This is a genomic window from Vibrio sp. MOR3, from assembly GCF_001557775.1.
Classification (GTDB): domain Bacteria; phylum Pseudomonadota; class Gammaproteobacteria; order Enterobacterales; family Vibrionaceae; genus Vibrio; species Vibrio jasicida.
Map to the genome: position 1 here is coordinate 349,682 of NZ_LNRD01000003.1, position 17,773 is coordinate 367,454.

Here is a 17,773-nt window from a genome sequence, read left to right on the forward strand (position 1 = left end):
GGAAATTCAGCTAGCGTAACGTTCTTCGCTATTTTGCTAGCAATTCAAAGTCTGACTCATGCCAATGAATTTGATGCTTCTTTTTCTCTTTCAAAAACGAGCGCTTCAATCTGTCTAGGTTGCTTTGCTTCCAATCACCATCTGATTGCTGACAGCACTTATCAAAGTCGATAATCCAGACCTTGTCTTGGTCGTCAATTAAGATGTTATGAATGTTCAAGTCGGTGTGGTTCACATTAACTTTATGCATCTTGGCAATTTCTTGCCCAACCTTCTGGTACATCACTTCCGATAATGGTTTTTCTTGCAAAATACTGACCAAGTCTCTGGCATTTGGAATTCTCTCGCTGAGAAGATCCGCTTGGTAAGTCAAACCTGTTTTAACTGCTCGCGCGGCAATCGGACGAGGAACATTAACTCCGGCATCTATCAAAATCTGCAAAAGATTTAACTCCTGAGCACTACGAGTTTGTTCCCAACCAGAAAACCAGTATTGGTCTTTCACAAGTTTGCCGAATAGACCACCTCGGTGATAATGTCGAAGGGCGGCTTGCATAGAATCGAGTTGAACAAACCAGGTTGTTCCCCGACCAGAAGCGCTGCCCAAGATTTTACCTTGTTCTTGCCAATAGCCGGCATCAAACAATGGCAATGTTGGGTCTGAAATGATTTCATCATCAAACCAAATCGTGCAATTACCTTGTTGTGAAGTTTGAATCATATCTTTGATACTCACAGCTAAAGTGATTTAGAGATAAAGACTAAGCAAGATATACAGCCATGTGAATCCAGCGAACGCTAATGCCACCATAACTGCCGCTGAGCCGATATCTTTTGCTCGCCCACTCAACTCATGATGTTCGACGCCTACGCGATCCACTACCGCCTCTATCGCGGAATTGATCAACTCAACAATCAGAACAAGAACGACGACACCAAGCATCAAAATGCGTTCTATGACACTCAAGTCAAAAACACAAACCAAAACGATGGCAATGGCTAGCATCACAAGCTCTTGTCTAATCGCCGCTTCGTGTTTAAACGCCGCCCTTAAGCCTTTCGCAGAATATCCCGTCGCTTTGATGATGCGCTTTAAACCAGTGTTTCCAGGTTTACCCGAATTTGGAGATTGATGTTGTTGGCTATTTGACATTGCGAAGACTCGTCAGTGCTCAGTATAGAAGCGGTGTATTTTACATTTATTGGGGATGTCTGCATAATTTACCTGCATCTATTTATCTGATCAGACAATAACTATGTTCACTTCTGCCCCTTCTTCACTTTGTATATTGCGTTTATCTGCAATTGGTGACGTTTGCAATACTATCGCGACGGTTCAAGCGATTCAAAAACAATGGCCTGATACCCATATCACTTGGATTACAGGCAAACTTGAAGCTCAATTGCTACAAGCGATAAATAACGTTGAGGTGATTGTTTTTGATAAAAAAGCAGGACTTGATGGCTACAAGTCACTGTGGAAGCAGCTCAAAGGGCGCGAGTTCGATGCTTTGCTTCATATGCAATATGCTATTCGAGCGAGCGTGGCGACGTTAGGTATTAAAGCGAAATACAAACTTGGGTTCTCTTCTGACCGTAGCCAAGATTTTCAAACTTTGTTCACCAATGTCAAAGTTCCTTCACCAAGCTCTCTGCATGTTGCGGATGGTTTAATGGCGTTTGCCCATCAAATTGGTGTGCCTCAGTCGGAACTATCTTGGTCTTTATCTTACTCAGAAGAGGATAGTACTTGGGCTAAGGCAAAACTAGATACGGTGCAACCAAACTTGTTATTGGTTCCCGGAGCAAGTAAAGCCTACAAGAACTGGAACGCGAAGGGTTATGTGGATGTCATTAATCATGCGCGAGAGAAAGGCTGGAATGTCATACTAGCGGGCAGTCCTGCAAAGGTCGAAGTTGACCTAGCAAATGAGATTCAAGCTTTGTTGCGTGAACCTTGTTTAAACTTAGTAGGAGAAAGCTCCATCCTACAAATGCTAGCTTTAACTAATAAGGTGCAGATGGTGATAGCACCAGATACTGGCCCAGCCCACATGGCGAGTGCAATGAACACACCGATTATTGGTTTATATGCCCATCACAATCCTATTCGAGTAGGTCCTTATCGCTTTTTAAAGTATGCCGTATCTGTATATGAAGAAGTGATTCTTGCAGAAACAGGAAAGACTAGCCAAGAATTAAGTTGGCGAACCCGAGCAAAGGATGAAGCAGCAATGAGCCGCATCACAAGCGACCGTGTCGTAGCAATGTTCGAGCAAGTCGTAGAAGATTTGTATCCACAATATCAATAAAATATACCTGTAGAAGATTGTTTAAGAAGGAAACTACCTTGTCTAAACCTACCTTAGCCGTCGCGTTGATCGTAAAAAATGAAGAGAAGCACCTGAAAGCTTGTCTAGACACAGTAAAAGATTGGGTCGATGAGATTGTTCTTCTAGATTCAGGTAGTACTGACACCACTGAAGAGATCGCTAGGCAGTATACTGATAAGTTTTATACCAATTTAGAATGGCCTGGGTTTGGCAAGCAACGCCAGCTTGCTCAAGACTATGTGGAATCGGATTTCGTGCTTTGGTTGGATGCCGATGAGCGTGTTACCGATGAATTACGCGAAGACATACTCAACGCAATCAGCCAACACTGCGATAAAAACATTTACCGAGTGAACCGACTGACGACAGCCTTTGCAAAAGAGATTCGTTACTCAGGCTGGTCACCTGATTGGGTTGTACGTTTATACAAAACATCAGAAACGAAATATAACGACGCGCTCGTTCATGAAAGCGTTGTTGTTCCCGATGGCTTTAAAGTAGTTTCATTAAATGGCCGTTTGAAGCATTTTACTTATGAAAAGCTTGGCGAGTACACACGAAAAACCCAACTGTACATGCAATCTTGGGCAGACCAGCGTGAAGGTAAAAAGTCAGCCTCACTTTTTAGTGCATTTACCCATGGTTTCTTCCGTTTCTTCAAAATGTATATTATTAAACGTGGCTTTTTAGATGGTCGACATGGTTTTTTACTCGCCGTACTAAGTGCAAACACAACCTTTACTCGCTACGCAGACCTGTGGCTGCGCGATTACGTCAAAAAACATAATAAAGAGCAATAACATGAACATTTGCCACGTTAACTTAGCTTCTGGATACCATGGTGGCGAGAATCAGACGCTGCAACTCATTAAGCAGCAAGTAAAGCTCGGCTATCAACTGACAGTTGTTGCAAACCCTAAGAGCCCTTTCGCCGATGCGGTAAAAGCGTTAGGCGTTAAAGTGGTATTAGCGAACCACTTTACCAAAGCACACTCAAAATCTATCACTAAGGATTGTGCTCTGATCCATGTGCATGAAGGACGTGCCATTTATTGGGCTCTGATCCAACATATGCTCTACGGCAAACCATATATTGTCACTCGCCGAATCGACAACGCATTGAAAAAGAAATGGTTGGCAAACTTAGCCTATTCGAAAGCCTCCGCTGTGGTAGGTCTAAGTACTGAAATAGTTCAGAGAGTGAAAGACGCTTACCCAACTTCAGTAACCTGCAAGATCCCAAGTTCACCGGTGACATACCCTGCTAACGCTGAAACGGTACAAGCGATTAAAGACCGCTTCTCAGGTAAATTTATAGTGATACATGGAGCAAACATGCTGAAACATAAAGGCTTCAATGTCACTGTCGATGCGGCAAGGCTATTAGAAAAGTCCGCACCCTTTGTCCATTTTTGTTTGCTAGGTGATGGCTCAGAGAAGCAGGCACTTGAGTCACAAGCAAAAGGCCTAACTAACATCAGTTTCGAGGGTAAACAAAGCAATATGGGCGATTGGTTTGCCGCGGCAGATTTGCAAGTTCATCCTTCTTACACAGAGGGGCTGGGCTCTGTCATTTTGGAAGGTATGGGCTCTGGTTTACCTGTTATAGGTACTAATGCAGGTGGTATCCCTGACATTATCGACCACAATTCAAACGGCTTACTTGTTGAACCAGGTAATGCACAAGAGTTGGCGAATGCAATAATGAAGATCGCTCAAAATGAAAAGCTTCAACAAGAATTCATCGCCAATGGGCAAGAAAAACTGAAGTTATTTGATATCAACTACACTGCTAACCAATACGTAGATGTTTACGAGAAAGTTTTACGATGAAAAAAGTCATTTACCCAGGCACGTTTGACCCAATCACTAACGGTCACCTAGATATCATTACGCGTGCCGCAAACATGTTTGATCAAATTATTATCGGTGTCGCAGCAAGTCCTTCGAAAAAAACACTGTTTAGCCTAGAAGAACGAGTAAAACTTGTTGAAGAATCAACAGCGCACTTAAGCAATGTATCAACCGCTGGTTTTAGTGGCTTACTGGTTGATTTTGCTCGTGAGCAAGAAGCAAATGTACTGGTGCGCGGCCTTAGAACAACTGTCGACTTTGAATACGAATTTGGCCTAACGAGCATGTACCGCAAACTGTTACCAGGTGTTGAAAGCGTGTTCCTGACGCCAGCAGAAGAGTATGCTTTTCTCTCTTCTACCATCGTCCGTGAAGTAGCAATCCATGGCGGTGATGTCGAGCAGTTTGTGCCAAAATGTGTTCATACAGCTATCAAAACAAAGGTAGCCAAATGAGTTTTAGAAAGTTCAAATACTACTTCTCTAATAGCCTACAAGTCTTAATACCAAATACGATTCGTAAAGCACTGGCCAATAACCTTGTTCAGGCTTCATCTGTAGATTCTTATATCCAAGATAGAGTTGATTACTACAACAAGCTTAACGCGCAATTTGAACTGCCCGAAAGCGAGTCGACTCATGTGGGAGAGTACAAGAAGACAGGAGGAACAACGTACTACTTTGATCTTCACAAGGTGGTAAAGTCGTTTCCGTCGCAGTGCTTCTTTCAGTTTCTGAACGGAGATATTCGTCATATACCTGAACAGCCATGTTTCCTAAAAAGTCGTCCGATAATAGAAAACAATGACAATGCGGTCCTGCTCAAACTAAATGAGATTCGCCACTTTTATTTTATAAATGACAAACTCTCTTTTAGGCAGAAGAAAAATGTTGCTGTATGGCGAGGGGCTGGTCAGAAACAACACAGAAAGGTTGTGCTAGAACAGTTTCACGATCACCCAATGTGCGATATTGGTAGAACCCACCCAATTGAAGGCTCTCCTTGGGAGAAAGGATTCTTATCTGTTGAACAACAACTCGAATGTAAGTTCATTTTAGCTATCGAAGGAAACGATGTTGCAACTAACCTAAAATGGGCAATGTCTTCGAACTCTCTTGTCATCATGTCTAAACCTAAGTATGAGACTTGGTTTATGGAAGGACGCCTCAAAGCGGGCATTCATTATGTTGAAGTTGCGGATGACTACTCTGATTTAATTGAGAAAATGGAGTACTACATTGCGCATCCAGAAGAAGCGGAAAGCATCATCAAAAATGCTCATACATGGGTCGAACAGTTCCTAGATCAAAAACGCGAGCGTTTAATTTCCTTATTGGTCGTGAAAAAATACTTCGAGAAATCAGGACAAATGTAATCTTGCCCTTCCGCTCTTAAGTTTTACTTCTGACATTCCCCACAGAAGAAGGTATTGCGTTGGCCTATCTTTTGTTCTTGGAGAGCTTCGCCGCATTCTGGGCATGGCTCTCCGGCTTTCCCGTAAACTAATAACTCTTGTGCGAAGTAACCTGGCTTGCCATCTGCTTGGGCGAAGTCTTTCAATGTCGTACCGCCTTGCTGAATGGCGATCTCTAGCGTGGCTTTGATGTTCTCCACCAGCAATTGCCATTCTTTCTTGGTTAGTTTACCTGCTGGACGAGTGGGATGAATGCGTGATTTAAACAATGATTCGTTGGCGTAGATGTTTCCGACTCCGACGACGACTTTATTGTCCATAATGAACTGTTTAACCGCAACGCGCTTACTTTTGGCTTTCTCCGCTACGTAATCAGCATTGAACTCTTCAGTCAAAGGTTCTGGTCCCATATGACCTAATACAGCATGTGATTCATTTGGTGCGCTCCACAGCCATGCGCCAAAACGGCGTGGATCGTTGTAGCGCAGTATTTTTCCATTAGTAAGTTTGAGATCCACATGATCGTGCTTTGCTGGAGGAAAATCAGCATCAAGCACACGCAGTGAACCCGACATTCCTAAATGAACAATCGCAGTGCCTTCGTCCGTTTCAATCAACAGATACTTAGCGCGGCGACTGATATTACGAATCACCTGCCCTTCTAGCTTCTTCAACTCTTGAGGGATATCCCAACGCAGTTTCGGGGTTCTGAATACAAATGCCTTAATCGTCTCGCCAACCATGTGTGGACTGATGCCCATTCGGCTTACTTCAACTTCTGGTAATTCAGGCATTTAATTCTCCTTAAAACGCTAAGAGCATTGATATTGGGTGGCTAGCATAATCGAAAAGAACAAAGACAAACACAGCCTTTGAAAAGGGTTATTCGTAGGGCTTACTTGGGCATGATGTAGTTGCCATCAACAGAAATCGCAATCCATTTATCTTGCCAGTTTTTAAACAACCAAAAGTCGCCAAGCCGATAAAAGGTCACTCGTTGCGGTTCTTCTAAGTCTTGGTACCAGATCTCAATACTTTCTGGAGAAGACAACTGAGACTTTAAATTATCGTATTGTTCTGAGGTCAGCTCAGTCCCTTCCAAAGATTGCCAACGAGTCACAATCTCTTGTACGGGAATATTAGCTTTAATGTTCGATTGCCATTGCCCATTTTGTTTCTCTAATTCCCAACCTGAGAAGTAAATAGCACTCACTTCATGATCAGAGCGCAATAAATTGGGGTAAGGATCCACAGGTTCTTCGACAAGGTAGGTTTTGATCAAGGTTGGCGCATTCAAGATCACCATAAAAACGATGATGCCTAGGATAAGAATATTGTTCCAACGACGGCGACGGGCCGGACTAACGCGCATAGCAGTTCCTAATCTCCTGTAGTTATCAACAAACTACCAAAGCGTATGAATTTTGACTAGAACATCTGTATAGAAACACGTGAAAGAAGGGATGAAGTGAAGGATTACTGAATTTTAGGTAATAAAAAGCCCAACTCGAAAGTTGGGCTTTTTAAATCGTCAAAGAGACAAAACCAATTATTTGATTTTAGCTTCTTTGTACATAACGTGCTGGCGTACAACTGGATCAAATTTCTTGATCTCAAATTTGCCTGGCATGTTACGCTTGTTCTTATCTGTTGTGTAGAAGTGACCAGTACCTGCTGAAGATACTAGACGGATTTTCTCACGAACGCCTTTCTTTGCCATTGCCTATTTCCTCTTAAACGTTTTCGCCACGTGCACGGATATCAGCAAGAACAGTATCGATACCCTTCTTGTCGATGATGCGCATACCTTTTGCAGTAAGGCGTAGTTTAACAAAACGTTTTTCGCTCTCTACCCAGAAACGATGAGTTTGTAGGTTCGGCAGAAAACGACGCTTAGTAGCATTTCGTGCGTGTGAACGGTTGTTACCCGTTACTGGACGCTTACCAGTTACTTGGCATACTCGTGACATGAATGTCTTCTCCAAAATCGTTTCAGCTCGATATCAACCTTGGTGGCCGAACCTCTCTATTTCTCGGAAAGAAGTTAGAGGTTAAGAACCGCTATGGAAAATCCATACAAGGCTATCAAAGGTCGCGCATTATACTAACTTGATATGCATTGCTCAAGACCCGAACAGATCCTTTTTACAGGTTTTCGTGATCTTTTTTTAGACAGCAGGTTTTTTCTAGCAGTCCAAGCTGAATTCAGTTAAAAATTTAGTGGCGAGGATGATAGCAGATTTTTAGCAACTAACAACCTAAAAAATGCACAGTTATATCCACCCTCTTTCTGCAAAAGAAACGCTTTCGCCATCACCGATAACGAAATGGTCCAAAATCCGTATATCCACCAGCGCTAAAGCATCGATTAATCGTCGCGTAATTCGTCTGTCTGCTTGGCTCGGCTCTGCAACACCAGACGGGTGATTGTGTGCCAGAATCAAAGCAGCTGCGTTATGATGCAGGGCTCGCTTGACCACTTCTCTCGGATAAACCGACGCGGCATCTAGTGTGCCTTCAAACAAAATCTCATCTTTTATTACTCTATGCTGGTTATCTAAGAAAAGAATGTAGAAAGCCTCTCTTTGTCGATCTCTTAATATAGAAGAAAGGTACATTTTAGTTTGTTCGGGGCTGGTTAATGCATCACCACGCTTTAAGGCTTCGGCTAAATAACGTTGCGTCATTTCCAAGACAGCTTGTAACTGCACGTATTTCGCTTGTCCCAACCCTTTGTGTTGGCAGAACTCTTTTTCAGTTGCAGAAAAAAGCTGGCGAAGTGAACCGAAATCTTGAATAAGAAAATCAGCCAATTCGATGACATTCATACCTTGTGTGCCAGTGCGAAGAAAAATCGCCAATAGTTCAGCATCGCTCAAAGCTTGCGGCCCTCTGTGTAGCAGCTTCTCTCGTGGCATAGAATCAGTAGGTAAGGATTTAAGGGTCATCATTAGCTCTCTTTCTCTAGTGAACTCCTATTGCACAAAACAAAAGCAGAAATTCGAAACTGACTTTTGTTTTTTCCGTTAGCCGCAGCTTTTTTATGTAATTTAGCAATCCATCAGAATGTACCGCGTTCAACCAGATCGTCTTTTCTCTCCTGTGGATTTCTTAAAAAGGCATAGACCTCTTCTCTAAAATTTGAACACAAAAAACCATTATTGAGGCTCTAGAAATCCCAATAATTAATATTCTGTAGTTTGATATGGATTAGCTTCTCATCAGATTTGCTTGGGCGATGATAGATTCAGTTGTGCTAAACTCGTCGCCAGAAAAATTGGAGATCTCACATGCAAACACTAGCAGGAAAGAAAATTCTACTCGGCATCAGTGGCGGTATTGCCGCGTATAAATGTGCGGAGCTAACCCGTCGCCTAATAGAAAGAGGCGCGCAAGTTCAAGTAGTGATGACCAAAGCGGCGAAGGAGTTCATTACTCCCTTAACCATGCAGGCAGTTTCTGGGCGCCCGGTGTCGGATAGCTTGTTAGACCCAGCAGCAGAAGCGTCGATGGGTCACATTGAACTGGCAAAATGGGCAGATTTGGTTCTTCTTGCTCCTGCAACTGCAGATTTGATTGCACGTATGTCGGCAGGCATGGGTAATGATTTGCTCACAACGTTAGTACTTGCGACAGATTCACCAGTAGCGGTATCTCCAGCAATGAATCAACAGATGTACCGCAATGTCGCAACTCAAGAAAACATCGCGACACTGGCACGCCGCGGTATGCACATTTGGGGTCCTGCGGCCGGTGAGCAAGCATGTGGCGATGTTGGTCCTGGTCGAATGCTAGAGCCAATGCAACTTGTCGGCTTATGTGAGCAGTTCTTCCAACCGAAACTGTTGGCAGGAAAATCGGTACTGATCACCGCAGGTCCAACTCGTGAAGCGATTGACCCAGTGCGTTACATTTCTAACCACAGCTCAGGAAAAATGGGCTTTGCACTAGCAAATGCCGCAGCGCAATTGGGTGCGAAGGTCACGCTAGTCAGTGGACCCGTCAGCTTGAATACGCCAGCAGGTGTTGAGCGTATCAATGTTGCGAGTGCACAAGAGATGCATGATGCTGTAATGGCTCACGCGCCTAACCACGATGCTTTCATTAGCTGCGCCGCCGTAGCAGATTACCGTCCAGAAAATGTGGCGTCTCAAAAGTTGAAAAAGACCGAAAACAACGATCAGATGACCATCAACATGGTCAAAAATCCTGATATCGTAGCGACCGTCGCCAACATGACAGAGCAACGTCCATTCACAGTTGGTTTTGCAGCAGAGACCAACGACGTAGAAACCTACGCTCGCGGTAAACTGGTAAAGAAAAACCTCGATATGATTTGTGCGAACGATGTTTCTGTTGAAGGCCAAGGTTTTAACAGTAACGACAACGCCATCACTTTATTCTGGCCAGAAGGCGAACAGGCGTTGGCATTAGAATCCAAAGAAGCGCTAAGTTTCAGAATTTTGGAAAAAATGCACGAATTGATGTAATTACCATTCGCTTTTCATAGAAAACTGGCACAAATTTGGTACAAACATGACAAGTGAGGGTGTTAAAGCTCCCATTACCTCCTCACTGGTCTAGTTTGATGCCAAAGAGCGTCTTATAATCCCCTCCGCTCAACTTTGTATTTTGAAAGGAAGTAACTAAATGGCCGGCAGTAAAAAATCCAATCGTCGTGAAGAAATCTTGCAAGCTCTCGCGCAGATGCTTGAATCTACAGAAGGGGCTTCACGCATTACTACGGCAAAATTGGCGAAACAGGTCGGTGTTTCAGAAGCGGCACTTTACCGCCACTTCCCAAGTAAAGCTCGCATGTTTGAAGGCTTGATTGAGTTCATCGAAGAAGCACTCATGACTCGTATCAACCGCATTTTGGATGATGAGAAAGACACGCTAGAGCGCATTCGTATGGTAATGCATCTTATCTTGGCATTCTCAGAACGTAACCCAGGTTTGACACGCATTCTTTCTGGTCATGCTCTAATGTTTGAAAATGAGCGCCTACGCGATCGCATCAACCAACTGTTTGAACGTATCGAAACGCAACTTCGTCAGATCCTACGTGAACGTAAAATCCGTGAAGGCAAATCGTTCCCAGTGGAAGAGCGCATTTTGGCGGCTCAAATCCTAGGACAAGTTGAAGGCAGCTTGAACCGCTTTGTTCGTAGTGATTTCAAATACCAACCAACCGCGAACTTTGACGAGTATTGGGCACTTCTTAGCGCACAAATTAAGTAGAGATTATGAGTAAAGACAAATTCACTAAGCCGGAGTTTTCTCTTTCACTTCTCCACCCTCGTAACTGGGGTGTTTGGCTCGGCTTTGGCTTTTTGGCTATCGTGGTCAATATCCTTCCATACCGTATGTTGCTGTCGTTAGGCCGTACACTTGGCCACCTCGGTATGCGCTACGGCAAAGGTCGTGTCCATGTCGCGACACGTAACCTTGAACTGGCTTTTCCAGATAAAGCGCCTGAAGAGATCCAACGCATTATTGAAGAGAACTTCAAGAATACCGGTATGGCACTGATCGAAACCGGTATCACTTGGTTTTGGCCGACATGGCGTTTCAAAACTCTGATCATTGAGGAAGACCTAGTCGCACTTCGTGAGAAAGCCACAGAAGGTAAAGGTGTATTACTGTGTTGTGTACATGCTTTAAATCTTGAAATCACCGCTCGTGCTTTCGGTGTGTTAGGTGTTGCAGGCTATGGCGCTTTCCGCCCGCACAACAACCCAGCGTACAACTTCATTCAGTACTGGGGACGCACACACAACGGCAACAAACTCATTGACCGCAAAGACGTTAAACAGATGATTCGTGTTCTACGCAGCGGTGAGCGTTTGTTTTACTTACCGGATCACGATTACGGTCGTAACAAATCGGTATTCGTCCCTTTCTTCGCAATTGAAGATGCTTGTACTACAACTGGCACCAGCATTCTGGCTTACACGTCCAAGTGCTCGATAATTCCGGGCTCTGGCTTCCGCAATGGAGATGGTAAGTATGAAATCATCGCTGATAAGTGCATTGAAGCCGACTATCCGAAAAAAGACGAAGTAGCGGCAGCGGCTTATATGAACACCTTTGTAGAAGAAGTTATTCTGCGCGCACCAGAGCAGTGGATGTGGCTGCACAAACGCTACAAGACCATGGCTGATGAAACTGCGCCAAAAGGTATTCGCTATAAGTAAGTGATAAAGATAAAAGAAAGGGGCTGATGGATATCCACCAGCCCCTTTTTCTTTAATGATGAAAGAACAATTAAATGCCGTATTCCGCGCGGTACGCTTTTACTGCTTCTAGGTGCTCTTTGTCTGTACCTTTCTCTTCAAGGAAAGTCACAAGGTCAGTCAAACTAACGATTGAGATGATTGCACAACCAAAGTCACGCTCTACTTCTTGAATCGCAGACAGCTCACCTTTGCCTTTTTCTTGACGGTCAATCGCAACTAATACACCTGCTAGGTCCGCACCGTTTGCTTGGATGATTTCCATTGATTCGCGAATCGCGGTACCTGCTGTGATTACGTCATCTACTAGCATGATACGACCTTCAAGCGCTGAACCTACAAGGTTGCCACCTTCGCCGTGGTCTTTTGCTTCTTTACGGTTGAAGCAGTAAGGCGTGTCGATGTCGTGGTGATCCGCTAGCGCTACTGCAGTTGTCGTCGCGATTGGGATACCTTTGTACGCAGGGCCAAACAGTACATCAAACTCAATGCCTGAATCCGCCAACGCTGCTGCGTAAAAACGACCAAGACGCGCTAGGTCACGACCAGTATTGAAAAGACCAGCGTTAAAGAAGTACGGGCTTTTACGGCCAGATTTCAAAGTAAACTCACCAAACTTAAGAACTTCTTTCTCAAGTGCAAACTCAATAAATTCACGCTGGTATGCTTTCATTATTTTCTCTCTAAATACAGGCTTGGTATCCATATTCCCAAGCAGTTAATAAACACTAATGCGTTATCTCCTAAGTAGATGGATTTACAGCTAGGCAGCAAGTTTTTCTATCCCTATGAGCATAGTCTTCCTATGTAAATAGGTCGGACTGGCGCTCCAGTAGAAAAGCGCAGCGAACAACGCTGTAGATTCATATACGACGGAGATAAAAAAATAGCCCCCATAATGGGAGCTATTAAAATCAATTGGCTAACGCCGCCTTCTGCGCTGCGACAATTTCCGTAATGCCGACTTTCGCCGACTCTAGCAGAGCCATCAGCTGCTCATGACTGAACGGTTCACCTTCTGCGGTGCCCTGAATTTCAATCATCTTGCCTTCTTCTGTCATCACTACATTCATGTCTGTGTCTGCCGCTGAATCTTCAACGTACTCAAGGTCACACAGAACATCATCACCTAGTAAACCAACAGAAACTGCCGCTACGTGACCTTTCATTGGGTTTGCTTTTAGCTTGCCGCTATCCACTAGGTGTTGGAACGCATCGGCCATTGCAACGCTTGCGCCGCTGATAGATGCAGTGCGAGTACCGCCATCTGCTTGGATAACATCACAGTCAACCGTGATCATGAACTCACCCATCGCTTGTAGATCAACGACAGCGCGTAGGCTACGTGCGATCAAGCGTTGGATTTCCATCGTACGACCACCTTGCTTACCGTTCGCCGCTTCACGACGAGTGCGCGAGTGAGTCGCACGAGGTAGCATGCCGTATTCAGCCGTTACCCAGCCTTTACCTTGACCTTTTAGCCAACGAGGCACAGATTCTTCAACGGTCGCATTACACAACACTTTGGTGTTACCAAATTCAACTAACACTGAGCCTTCAGCGTAAGCTGTGTAGTTACGAGTAATTTTGATTGGGCGAACTTGGTCCGCCTTGCGATCGTTTGGACGCATGGGCATCTACCTTAAGTAATGAGGAGAAGACGATTTGGTTGGGCGCAGATTATAACGGAATCGATTAAATAAAGCTATCTGGACAATCTCGTCACAGAATAGCAAAGCCTCTGCCATCTTGCTGTGCTACTATTGCGTGGTAATTTTCAGCAAATTTAAAAGACAGGAAAATTCGATGATTTACAGTATGACAGCGTATGCGCGCAAAGAAGTAAAAGGCGATTGGGGCAGCGCAGTGTGGGAGATCCGCAGTGTAAACCAACGCTACCTAGAAACTTACTTCCGCATGCCAGAACAGTTCCGTGCTCTTGAGCCAGTACTGCGTGAGCGTTTTCGTAAGCGCCTAGCTCGCGGCAAAGTAGAATGTAATCTGCGTTTTGAAGCAAACCCAGCAGCAAAAGCAGAGCTTAGCATTAACGAAGCACTGGCAAACCAAGTGATCAAAGCTGCTGAGCAAGTGATGCACATGACTGGCGAACTAAGCCGCATCAACCCATTCCAAGTCATGCAATGGCCTGGTGTGATGGAAACACCTGAGCAAAATATGGATGAGGTGAACAAAGAACTGCTTGCTGCATTTGATGAAGCAATTGGTGAGTTCATCGAAGCGCGTGGCCGTGAAGGCGACAACATGAAAGCGCTTATCGAACAACGCCTAGAAGCGATCACATCAGAAGTCGTGAAAGTGCGCGCACGCATGCCAGAAATCCTAGAGTGGCAACGTGAGCGTCTGTTCTCGAAGTTTGAAGATGCGAAAGTAGAGCTAGACCCATCTCGCGTTGAGCAAGAGCTTATCCTTCTGGCGCAGAAATCAGACGTAGCAGAAGAGCTAGACCGTCTTGATTCTCACGTAAAAGAAACAACAAACATCCTGAAGAAAGGTGGCGCAGTCGGTCGTCGTTTAGATTTCATGATGCAAGAGTTCAACCGTGAATCGAACACGCTAGCGTCAAAATCAATCAGCACAGACATCACTGCATCAGGTGTTGAACTGAAAGTTCTGATTGAGCAAATGCGCGAACAAATTCAGAACATCGAGTAATAAAGACCTCGATGAGATATCTAAAGAGCCTCGCACTGCGGGGCTTTTTATTTGCTGATGCTTCACTTGCTTACTATATATAAAACCAATAGTCTTGTGTGGTTACTTCTAAACCATTGAATCGCCATGACTCGTCCGCATTGCTTCGTCCTGCAACATGACTCCCCTATTTCTTTCTATCCTGATAAAAATCAGTTGATGATTGATGGTGAGGAGATTCATTTAGAGCCATTGCAAGCAAGATTGCTCAGCTGCTTTATCGAGAACCGTGGGAACGTACTGAGTACCCAGCAAATCGCCGATGATGTCTGGCAAAGGACGCAAGTTTCCGACAACTTGGTGAGACAAGTCATTAGTCTACTGCGCAGTCAGCTTCAGGACAAAACGCGTCCGTATCGCATCATTCAGACCATTCCTAAGCAAGGTTACTTATTTGATATCAAAGTAACTGAGCCAAGCATAACGCGCCCTCCAATCACTGAAGAAGCGGTTCCTCTTACTCGTACCGCTAAGCCTAAAAACAAGCGCTTAGTTTTAGCTGTAGCGGCAATCCTGACGGTTGGACTTATTGTGGCTTGGGCAGTACAAAATGGTGACACCACTGATGACACAAAGGTGATAACAGCACAACAAAGTGACGTAGTGCCCGTTTATATTCATGATATTACGCTCGATTCCAGCAGCAACTTTGAAATGGCAGAAAGCGTATATAACTATCTCTTCTATGGTCTAAATTCAGCCAAAAACCTATCCGGTTATCACTATTCTCAGTTATCCCAACAAAGTAAGCAGTCTCTTGCCAACCACGGTGTTGAGCTCAAAAGTTGGATCAAGAAAGTAGAAGGCAATTATGTGCTTAGCGTCTTGGTGCAAAACAACCATCAACCCAACCAGAGCCAAAAGGTAGAGAAGACATTTAACCAAGATAACTTCTTCGATGCTATTGGCGATGTGATTTTAGAAATCAAAGCCATCATTGCCCCAATGAGTTCCGATTACGAAGTGGCTAGCCATCGCGTGACGTCCATCAGTAACTATGACGATTGGAAAGTGATCTCTGAAGGGATTTCTCTTTTCTATCAAGGTAAAGGTGGTCCCGCTTTTTCGGATATTGCTCAGCAGCTAAATACGATTCAACAGCAAGGGCGAGACAGCTATTTGGTCAGCGCTTTGTTGTCTTACTCTGAATCTTTAGCTTACTTACGCGAGCACAAACAAGAAGACAGAGAGCAAGCGCTTCACTCAGCCAAGCAAGCGTTCGAACTGAACCCACGTTGTGATATTGCCAACCTCACTTTGGGGCTTGCTTTACTTATCAACCAGCACCCTAATCAAGCCTTCCCATACTTGTTTTACGCAGCAGAAAGCACGCCAAGTCCAATCAGTTTTTACTTACTCAGTGTGGCTGACAAACTCGCAGATAACCCGAAAGGCTCGCAATACAATTACCAACGCTATACTGAGATGAAAAAAGAACGTAACGGGCAACTGTTTGATCTTATTGAATCTTCACAAAAAGCAAACCTATTCCAAACAGCCAAATAGCTTCAAATAAGCCGGAACGGAAAACCGCTGCTCTCACCGATTGTTAAGTCGGCATCTCCAACGTTGATGGGTATTCTGGATGTTTGATTTTTGTTTGGAGTTCAACTCGCTTGCCTTGCATCAAGCGTAAAAAACGCATCTTCCACATACTTGTAAACCAAATCATTCATTTCTTGGGATACACACATGTTGAAGAAGTTTGCCTTTCAGATCGTTCCAATCCAGATCTTTCTTTTCGTCTTTTGGTTCAAAAATGGCTTTATCGATAAAGTGATGGGCGTGCTACTTGGCGTCATCACACCTGATACTGCCTATGCAGGCGATACTTGGGCAGGCTGGAAAGGCTATATCGTTGGAACTTGGGATAAAAGCCAAGTCGGTCATGCACTGCTGAGCCCAACGTTTGACTTGATGTTCCCGATCCTCATCGCTTTGCAATGCTTACCGTTTTTATTGGTGATTCGCTCGGTGCTGGCAGGCGAGTTTATGGCTGGCAAAGAACGTCCGTGGCTACTTTATGCGGCTTTTGCATCTCTATTCGTGACAGGTTGTATGGTTTTCACCCAAACCATTACGGGTGCGAGTGATGGGCAATACCTATGGCAATTTATTGGCTTTAGCATGGTTGCCATCATGTATCTGCGTAACGAGCAAGGTAAATAAAGTCACATCAAAAGCCCCAATCCAATGGGGCTTCTTCATGACGTTTAGTCTGTTTTAAGCATTGATGTTCTTCATACAATGTTCACATAGCACAGGCTTTTGCTCTGTAGATTTCAGGCGAAAACGCTGCCAGAAAGTAGGCTCAGCTTTAGTCACAAAAATACCGCCAAGTAATGGCAACAACAGAGCGACAGAAACCAACGACAAACTGTTACCTGCAATCCATGTTGAAAGACTCAGTGCAATCAAAGGGAAAAACAGAAAGCAGATCGAGGCAGTAAACGGCGTCGACACTTGTCCAAGCTTAAAGTACGCCACAATGCCGCCTACGCTAGCAAACATACCGAGATAAATCACAGCGCTAATCGAGTCCACCGAGAACTGAGAAATATCTGGTCGCTCGACGATCAGTGAGGTGATAAACAACAGCACAGAAGCAACAAAGCTTGGAAAGGCGTTGTAAGTCAGTACTGGAATGCCTTTACAGAACTTTTCAACAAACACATACATCACTGCATGAATCGCGACCGCTCCACCTAGAGCGAGAAAGCCCAGCAGGTAATCCTCCCCACCTAGACTCATTTCTTTCGCCAGAATCAGAATTAAGCTCAGAACCGCGACCAAAAGGCCGGCAATCTGGGATTTACGTAACCTAAGCCCAAGAAACAGACTCGATGTCACCATCACCGCTATCGGCATATTGGCGAAGATGATCGAAGCAAGGCCCGATGAAATGTATTGTTCCCCAAAAATCATCAAGGTAAACGGAATCGCGAAATAGAAAATCGCAACGACGAACATCCAGAACACTTTACCTTTAGGGAAAAACAGAGGTTGTTTGAGGTGTTTCGCCAACATGATTAATAGCGGTGCGGCAATCAGAAAACGCAGTCCAGTAGCAAAGATAGGTGGAATAGTTTGCACCGCTACTTCCATCGCAAACCACGTGGTGCCCCAAATCAAACACACAGACACGAACAAGATAATTGGTAGATGCTTATACGTCATGACGACCTCCCGCTTGTTGAGCGTTAACAAGGTTTGGCAGATACGCA

Annotated in this window: 21 protein-coding genes; 11 read left to right on the forward strand and 10 right to left on the reverse strand. The window is 44.5% G+C overall.

The genetic code is table 11. From position 1 onward, the window contains the following. Window positions 1-28 precede the first annotated feature (28 nt). Window positions 29-721: a 3-deoxy-D-manno-octulosonic acid kinase gene (locus ATB76_RS08975; protein WP_042599832.1), complete on the reverse strand. Its 693-nt coding sequence runs from the start codon at window positions 719-721 to the stop codon at window positions 29-31. 27 nt (window positions 722-748) lie between these two features. Beyond that, entirely contained in the window at window positions 749-1,153 is a 405-nt protein-coding gene (locus tag ATB76_RS08980; RefSeq protein ID WP_020195869.1) for a diacylglycerol kinase, read from the reverse strand. Window positions 1,154-1,256: 103 nt separating this feature from the next. Between ATB76_RS08980 and ATB76_RS08985 the strand changes: the two genes are divergently transcribed. Genes ATB76_RS08985 through ATB76_RS09005 form a run of 5 tightly spaced genes read left to right on the forward strand, consistent with a single transcriptional unit; the run spans window position 1,257 to window position 5,562 of the window. After that, entirely contained in the window at window positions 1,257-2,312 is a 1,056-nt protein-coding gene (locus ATB76_RS08985; RefSeq protein WP_042599833.1) for a glycosyltransferase family 9 protein, read from the forward strand. A 38-nt stretch (window positions 2,313-2,350) separates the two neighbouring features. Further along, window positions 2,351-3,133 (forward strand): glycosyltransferase family 2 protein, encoded by a 783-nt coding sequence (locus ATB76_RS08990; RefSeq protein WP_042599834.1) that lies wholly within the window; start codon window positions 2,351-2,353, stop codon window positions 3,131-3,133. Between the two features lies 1 nt (window position 3,134). Then, a complete protein-coding gene (locus ATB76_RS08995; RefSeq protein WP_042599835.1) occupies window positions 3,135-4,166 on the forward strand; it encodes a glycosyltransferase family 4 protein in 1,032 nt (343 codons plus the stop codon). Then, window positions 4,163-4,642 carry a pantetheine-phosphate adenylyltransferase gene (coaD, locus tag ATB76_RS09000; RefSeq protein ID WP_039974587.1) on the forward strand — a complete coding sequence of 160 codons (480 nt, stop codon included), beginning with the start codon at window positions 4,163-4,165 and terminating at the stop codon, window positions 4,640-4,642. The genes ATB76_RS08995 and coaD overlap by 4 nt, the downstream gene beginning before the upstream one ends. After that, the gene (locus tag ATB76_RS09005) at window positions 4,639-5,562 is read left to right on the forward strand and encodes a glycosyl transferase family 90 (RefSeq protein WP_042599836.1); all 924 of its coding nucleotides are present in this window, start codon (window positions 4,639-4,641) and stop codon (window positions 5,560-5,562) included. Before coaD ends, ATB76_RS09005 begins: the two co-directional genes overlap by 4 nt. Before the next feature lie 23 nt (window positions 5,563-5,585). Here the strand turns inward: ATB76_RS09005 and mutM are convergent, their stop codons facing one another. The 5 genes from mutM to radC form a co-directional block, all read right to left on the reverse strand. Further along, window positions 5,586-6,395, reverse strand: coding sequence for a bifunctional DNA-formamidopyrimidine glycosylase/DNA-(apurinic or apyrimidinic site) lyase (mutM, locus tag ATB76_RS09010; protein ID WP_039974584.1), 810 nt, complete (start codon window positions 6,393-6,395; stop codon window positions 5,586-5,588). Window positions 6,396-6,496: 101 nt separating this feature from the next. Continuing rightward, window positions 6,497-6,973: a hypothetical protein gene (locus ATB76_RS09015; RefSeq protein WP_038864824.1), complete on the reverse strand. Its 477-nt coding sequence runs from the start codon at window positions 6,971-6,973 to the stop codon at window positions 6,497-6,499. 177 nt (window positions 6,974-7,150) lie between these two features. After that, window positions 7,151-7,321 carry a 50S ribosomal protein L33 gene (gene rpmG / locus ATB76_RS09020; protein WP_004410866.1) on the reverse strand — a complete coding sequence of 57 codons (171 nt, stop codon included), beginning with the start codon at window positions 7,319-7,321 and terminating at the stop codon, window positions 7,151-7,153. A gap of 13 nt (window positions 7,322-7,334) precedes the next feature. After that, window positions 7,335-7,571, reverse strand: coding sequence for a 50S ribosomal protein L28 (gene rpmB, locus ATB76_RS09025; RefSeq protein WP_005467944.1), 237 nt, complete (start codon window positions 7,569-7,571; stop codon window positions 7,335-7,337). A 303-nt stretch (window positions 7,572-7,874) separates the two neighbouring features. Continuing rightward, a complete protein-coding gene (gene radC, locus ATB76_RS09030; RefSeq protein WP_042599871.1) occupies window positions 7,875-8,549 on the reverse strand; it encodes a DNA repair protein RadC in 675 nt (224 codons plus the stop codon). A gap of 342 nt (window positions 8,550-8,891) precedes the next feature. On the opposite strand from radC, the gene coaBC reads away from it, so the two are divergent. From coaBC to ATB76_RS09045, 3 genes are all read left to right on the forward strand, one after another. After that, window positions 8,892-10,091: a bifunctional phosphopantothenoylcysteine decarboxylase/phosphopantothenate--cysteine ligase CoaBC gene (coaBC, locus tag ATB76_RS09035; protein ID WP_038876947.1), complete on the forward strand. Its 1,200-nt coding sequence runs from the start codon at window positions 8,892-8,894 to the stop codon at window positions 10,089-10,091. A 160-nt stretch (window positions 10,092-10,251) separates the two neighbouring features. Further along, window positions 10,252-10,842: a nucleoid occlusion factor SlmA gene (gene slmA / locus ATB76_RS09040; protein WP_005434407.1), complete on the forward strand. Its 591-nt coding sequence runs from the start codon at window positions 10,252-10,254 to the stop codon at window positions 10,840-10,842. 5 nt (window positions 10,843-10,847) lie between these two features. Then, window positions 10,848-11,798, forward strand: a complete 951-nt coding sequence (locus tag ATB76_RS09045; RefSeq protein ID WP_042599837.1) for a Kdo(2)-lipid IV(A) acyltransferase — start codon at window positions 10,848-10,850, stop codon at window positions 11,796-11,798. Window positions 11,799-11,868: 70 nt separating this feature from the next. On the opposite strand, the gene pyrE is transcribed toward ATB76_RS09045, so the two are convergent. Together pyrE and rph are read right to left on the reverse strand one after the other, a co-directional pair. After that, window positions 11,869-12,510: an orotate phosphoribosyltransferase gene (gene pyrE, locus ATB76_RS09050; protein ID WP_005379384.1), complete on the reverse strand. Its 642-nt coding sequence runs from the start codon at window positions 12,508-12,510 to the stop codon at window positions 11,869-11,871. Window positions 12,511-12,751: 241 nt separating this feature from the next. Next, the gene (rph, locus tag ATB76_RS09055) at window positions 12,752-13,468 is read right to left on the reverse strand and encodes a ribonuclease PH (protein ID WP_005430192.1); all 717 of its coding nucleotides are present in this window, start codon (window positions 13,466-13,468) and stop codon (window positions 12,752-12,754) included. 175 nt (window positions 13,469-13,643) lie between these two features. Between rph and ATB76_RS09060 the strand changes: the two genes are divergently transcribed. From ATB76_RS09060 to ATB76_RS09070, 3 genes are all read left to right on the forward strand, one after another. Continuing rightward, complete coding sequence (locus tag ATB76_RS09060) at window positions 13,644-14,510, forward strand: YicC/YloC family endoribonuclease (protein ID WP_038864819.1); 867 nt, start codon at window positions 13,644-13,646, stop codon at window positions 14,508-14,510. Between the two features lie 126 nt (window positions 14,511-14,636). Beyond that, the gene (locus tag ATB76_RS09065) at window positions 14,637-16,055 is read left to right on the forward strand and encodes a winged helix-turn-helix domain-containing protein (protein WP_042599838.1); all 1,419 of its coding nucleotides are present in this window, start codon (window positions 14,637-14,639) and stop codon (window positions 16,053-16,055) included. Window positions 16,056-16,241: 186 nt separating this feature from the next. Then, window positions 16,242-16,718, forward strand: a complete 477-nt coding sequence (locus ATB76_RS09070; protein WP_042599839.1) for a hypothetical protein — start codon at window positions 16,242-16,244, stop codon at window positions 16,716-16,718. A gap of 54 nt (window positions 16,719-16,772) precedes the next feature. Here the strand turns inward: ATB76_RS09070 and ATB76_RS09075 are convergent, their stop codons facing one another. Then, entirely contained in the window at window positions 16,773-17,726 is a 954-nt protein-coding gene (locus ATB76_RS09075) for a DMT family transporter (RefSeq protein ID WP_042599840.1), read from the reverse strand. Between the last annotated feature and the right edge of the window lie 47 nt (window positions 17,727-17,773).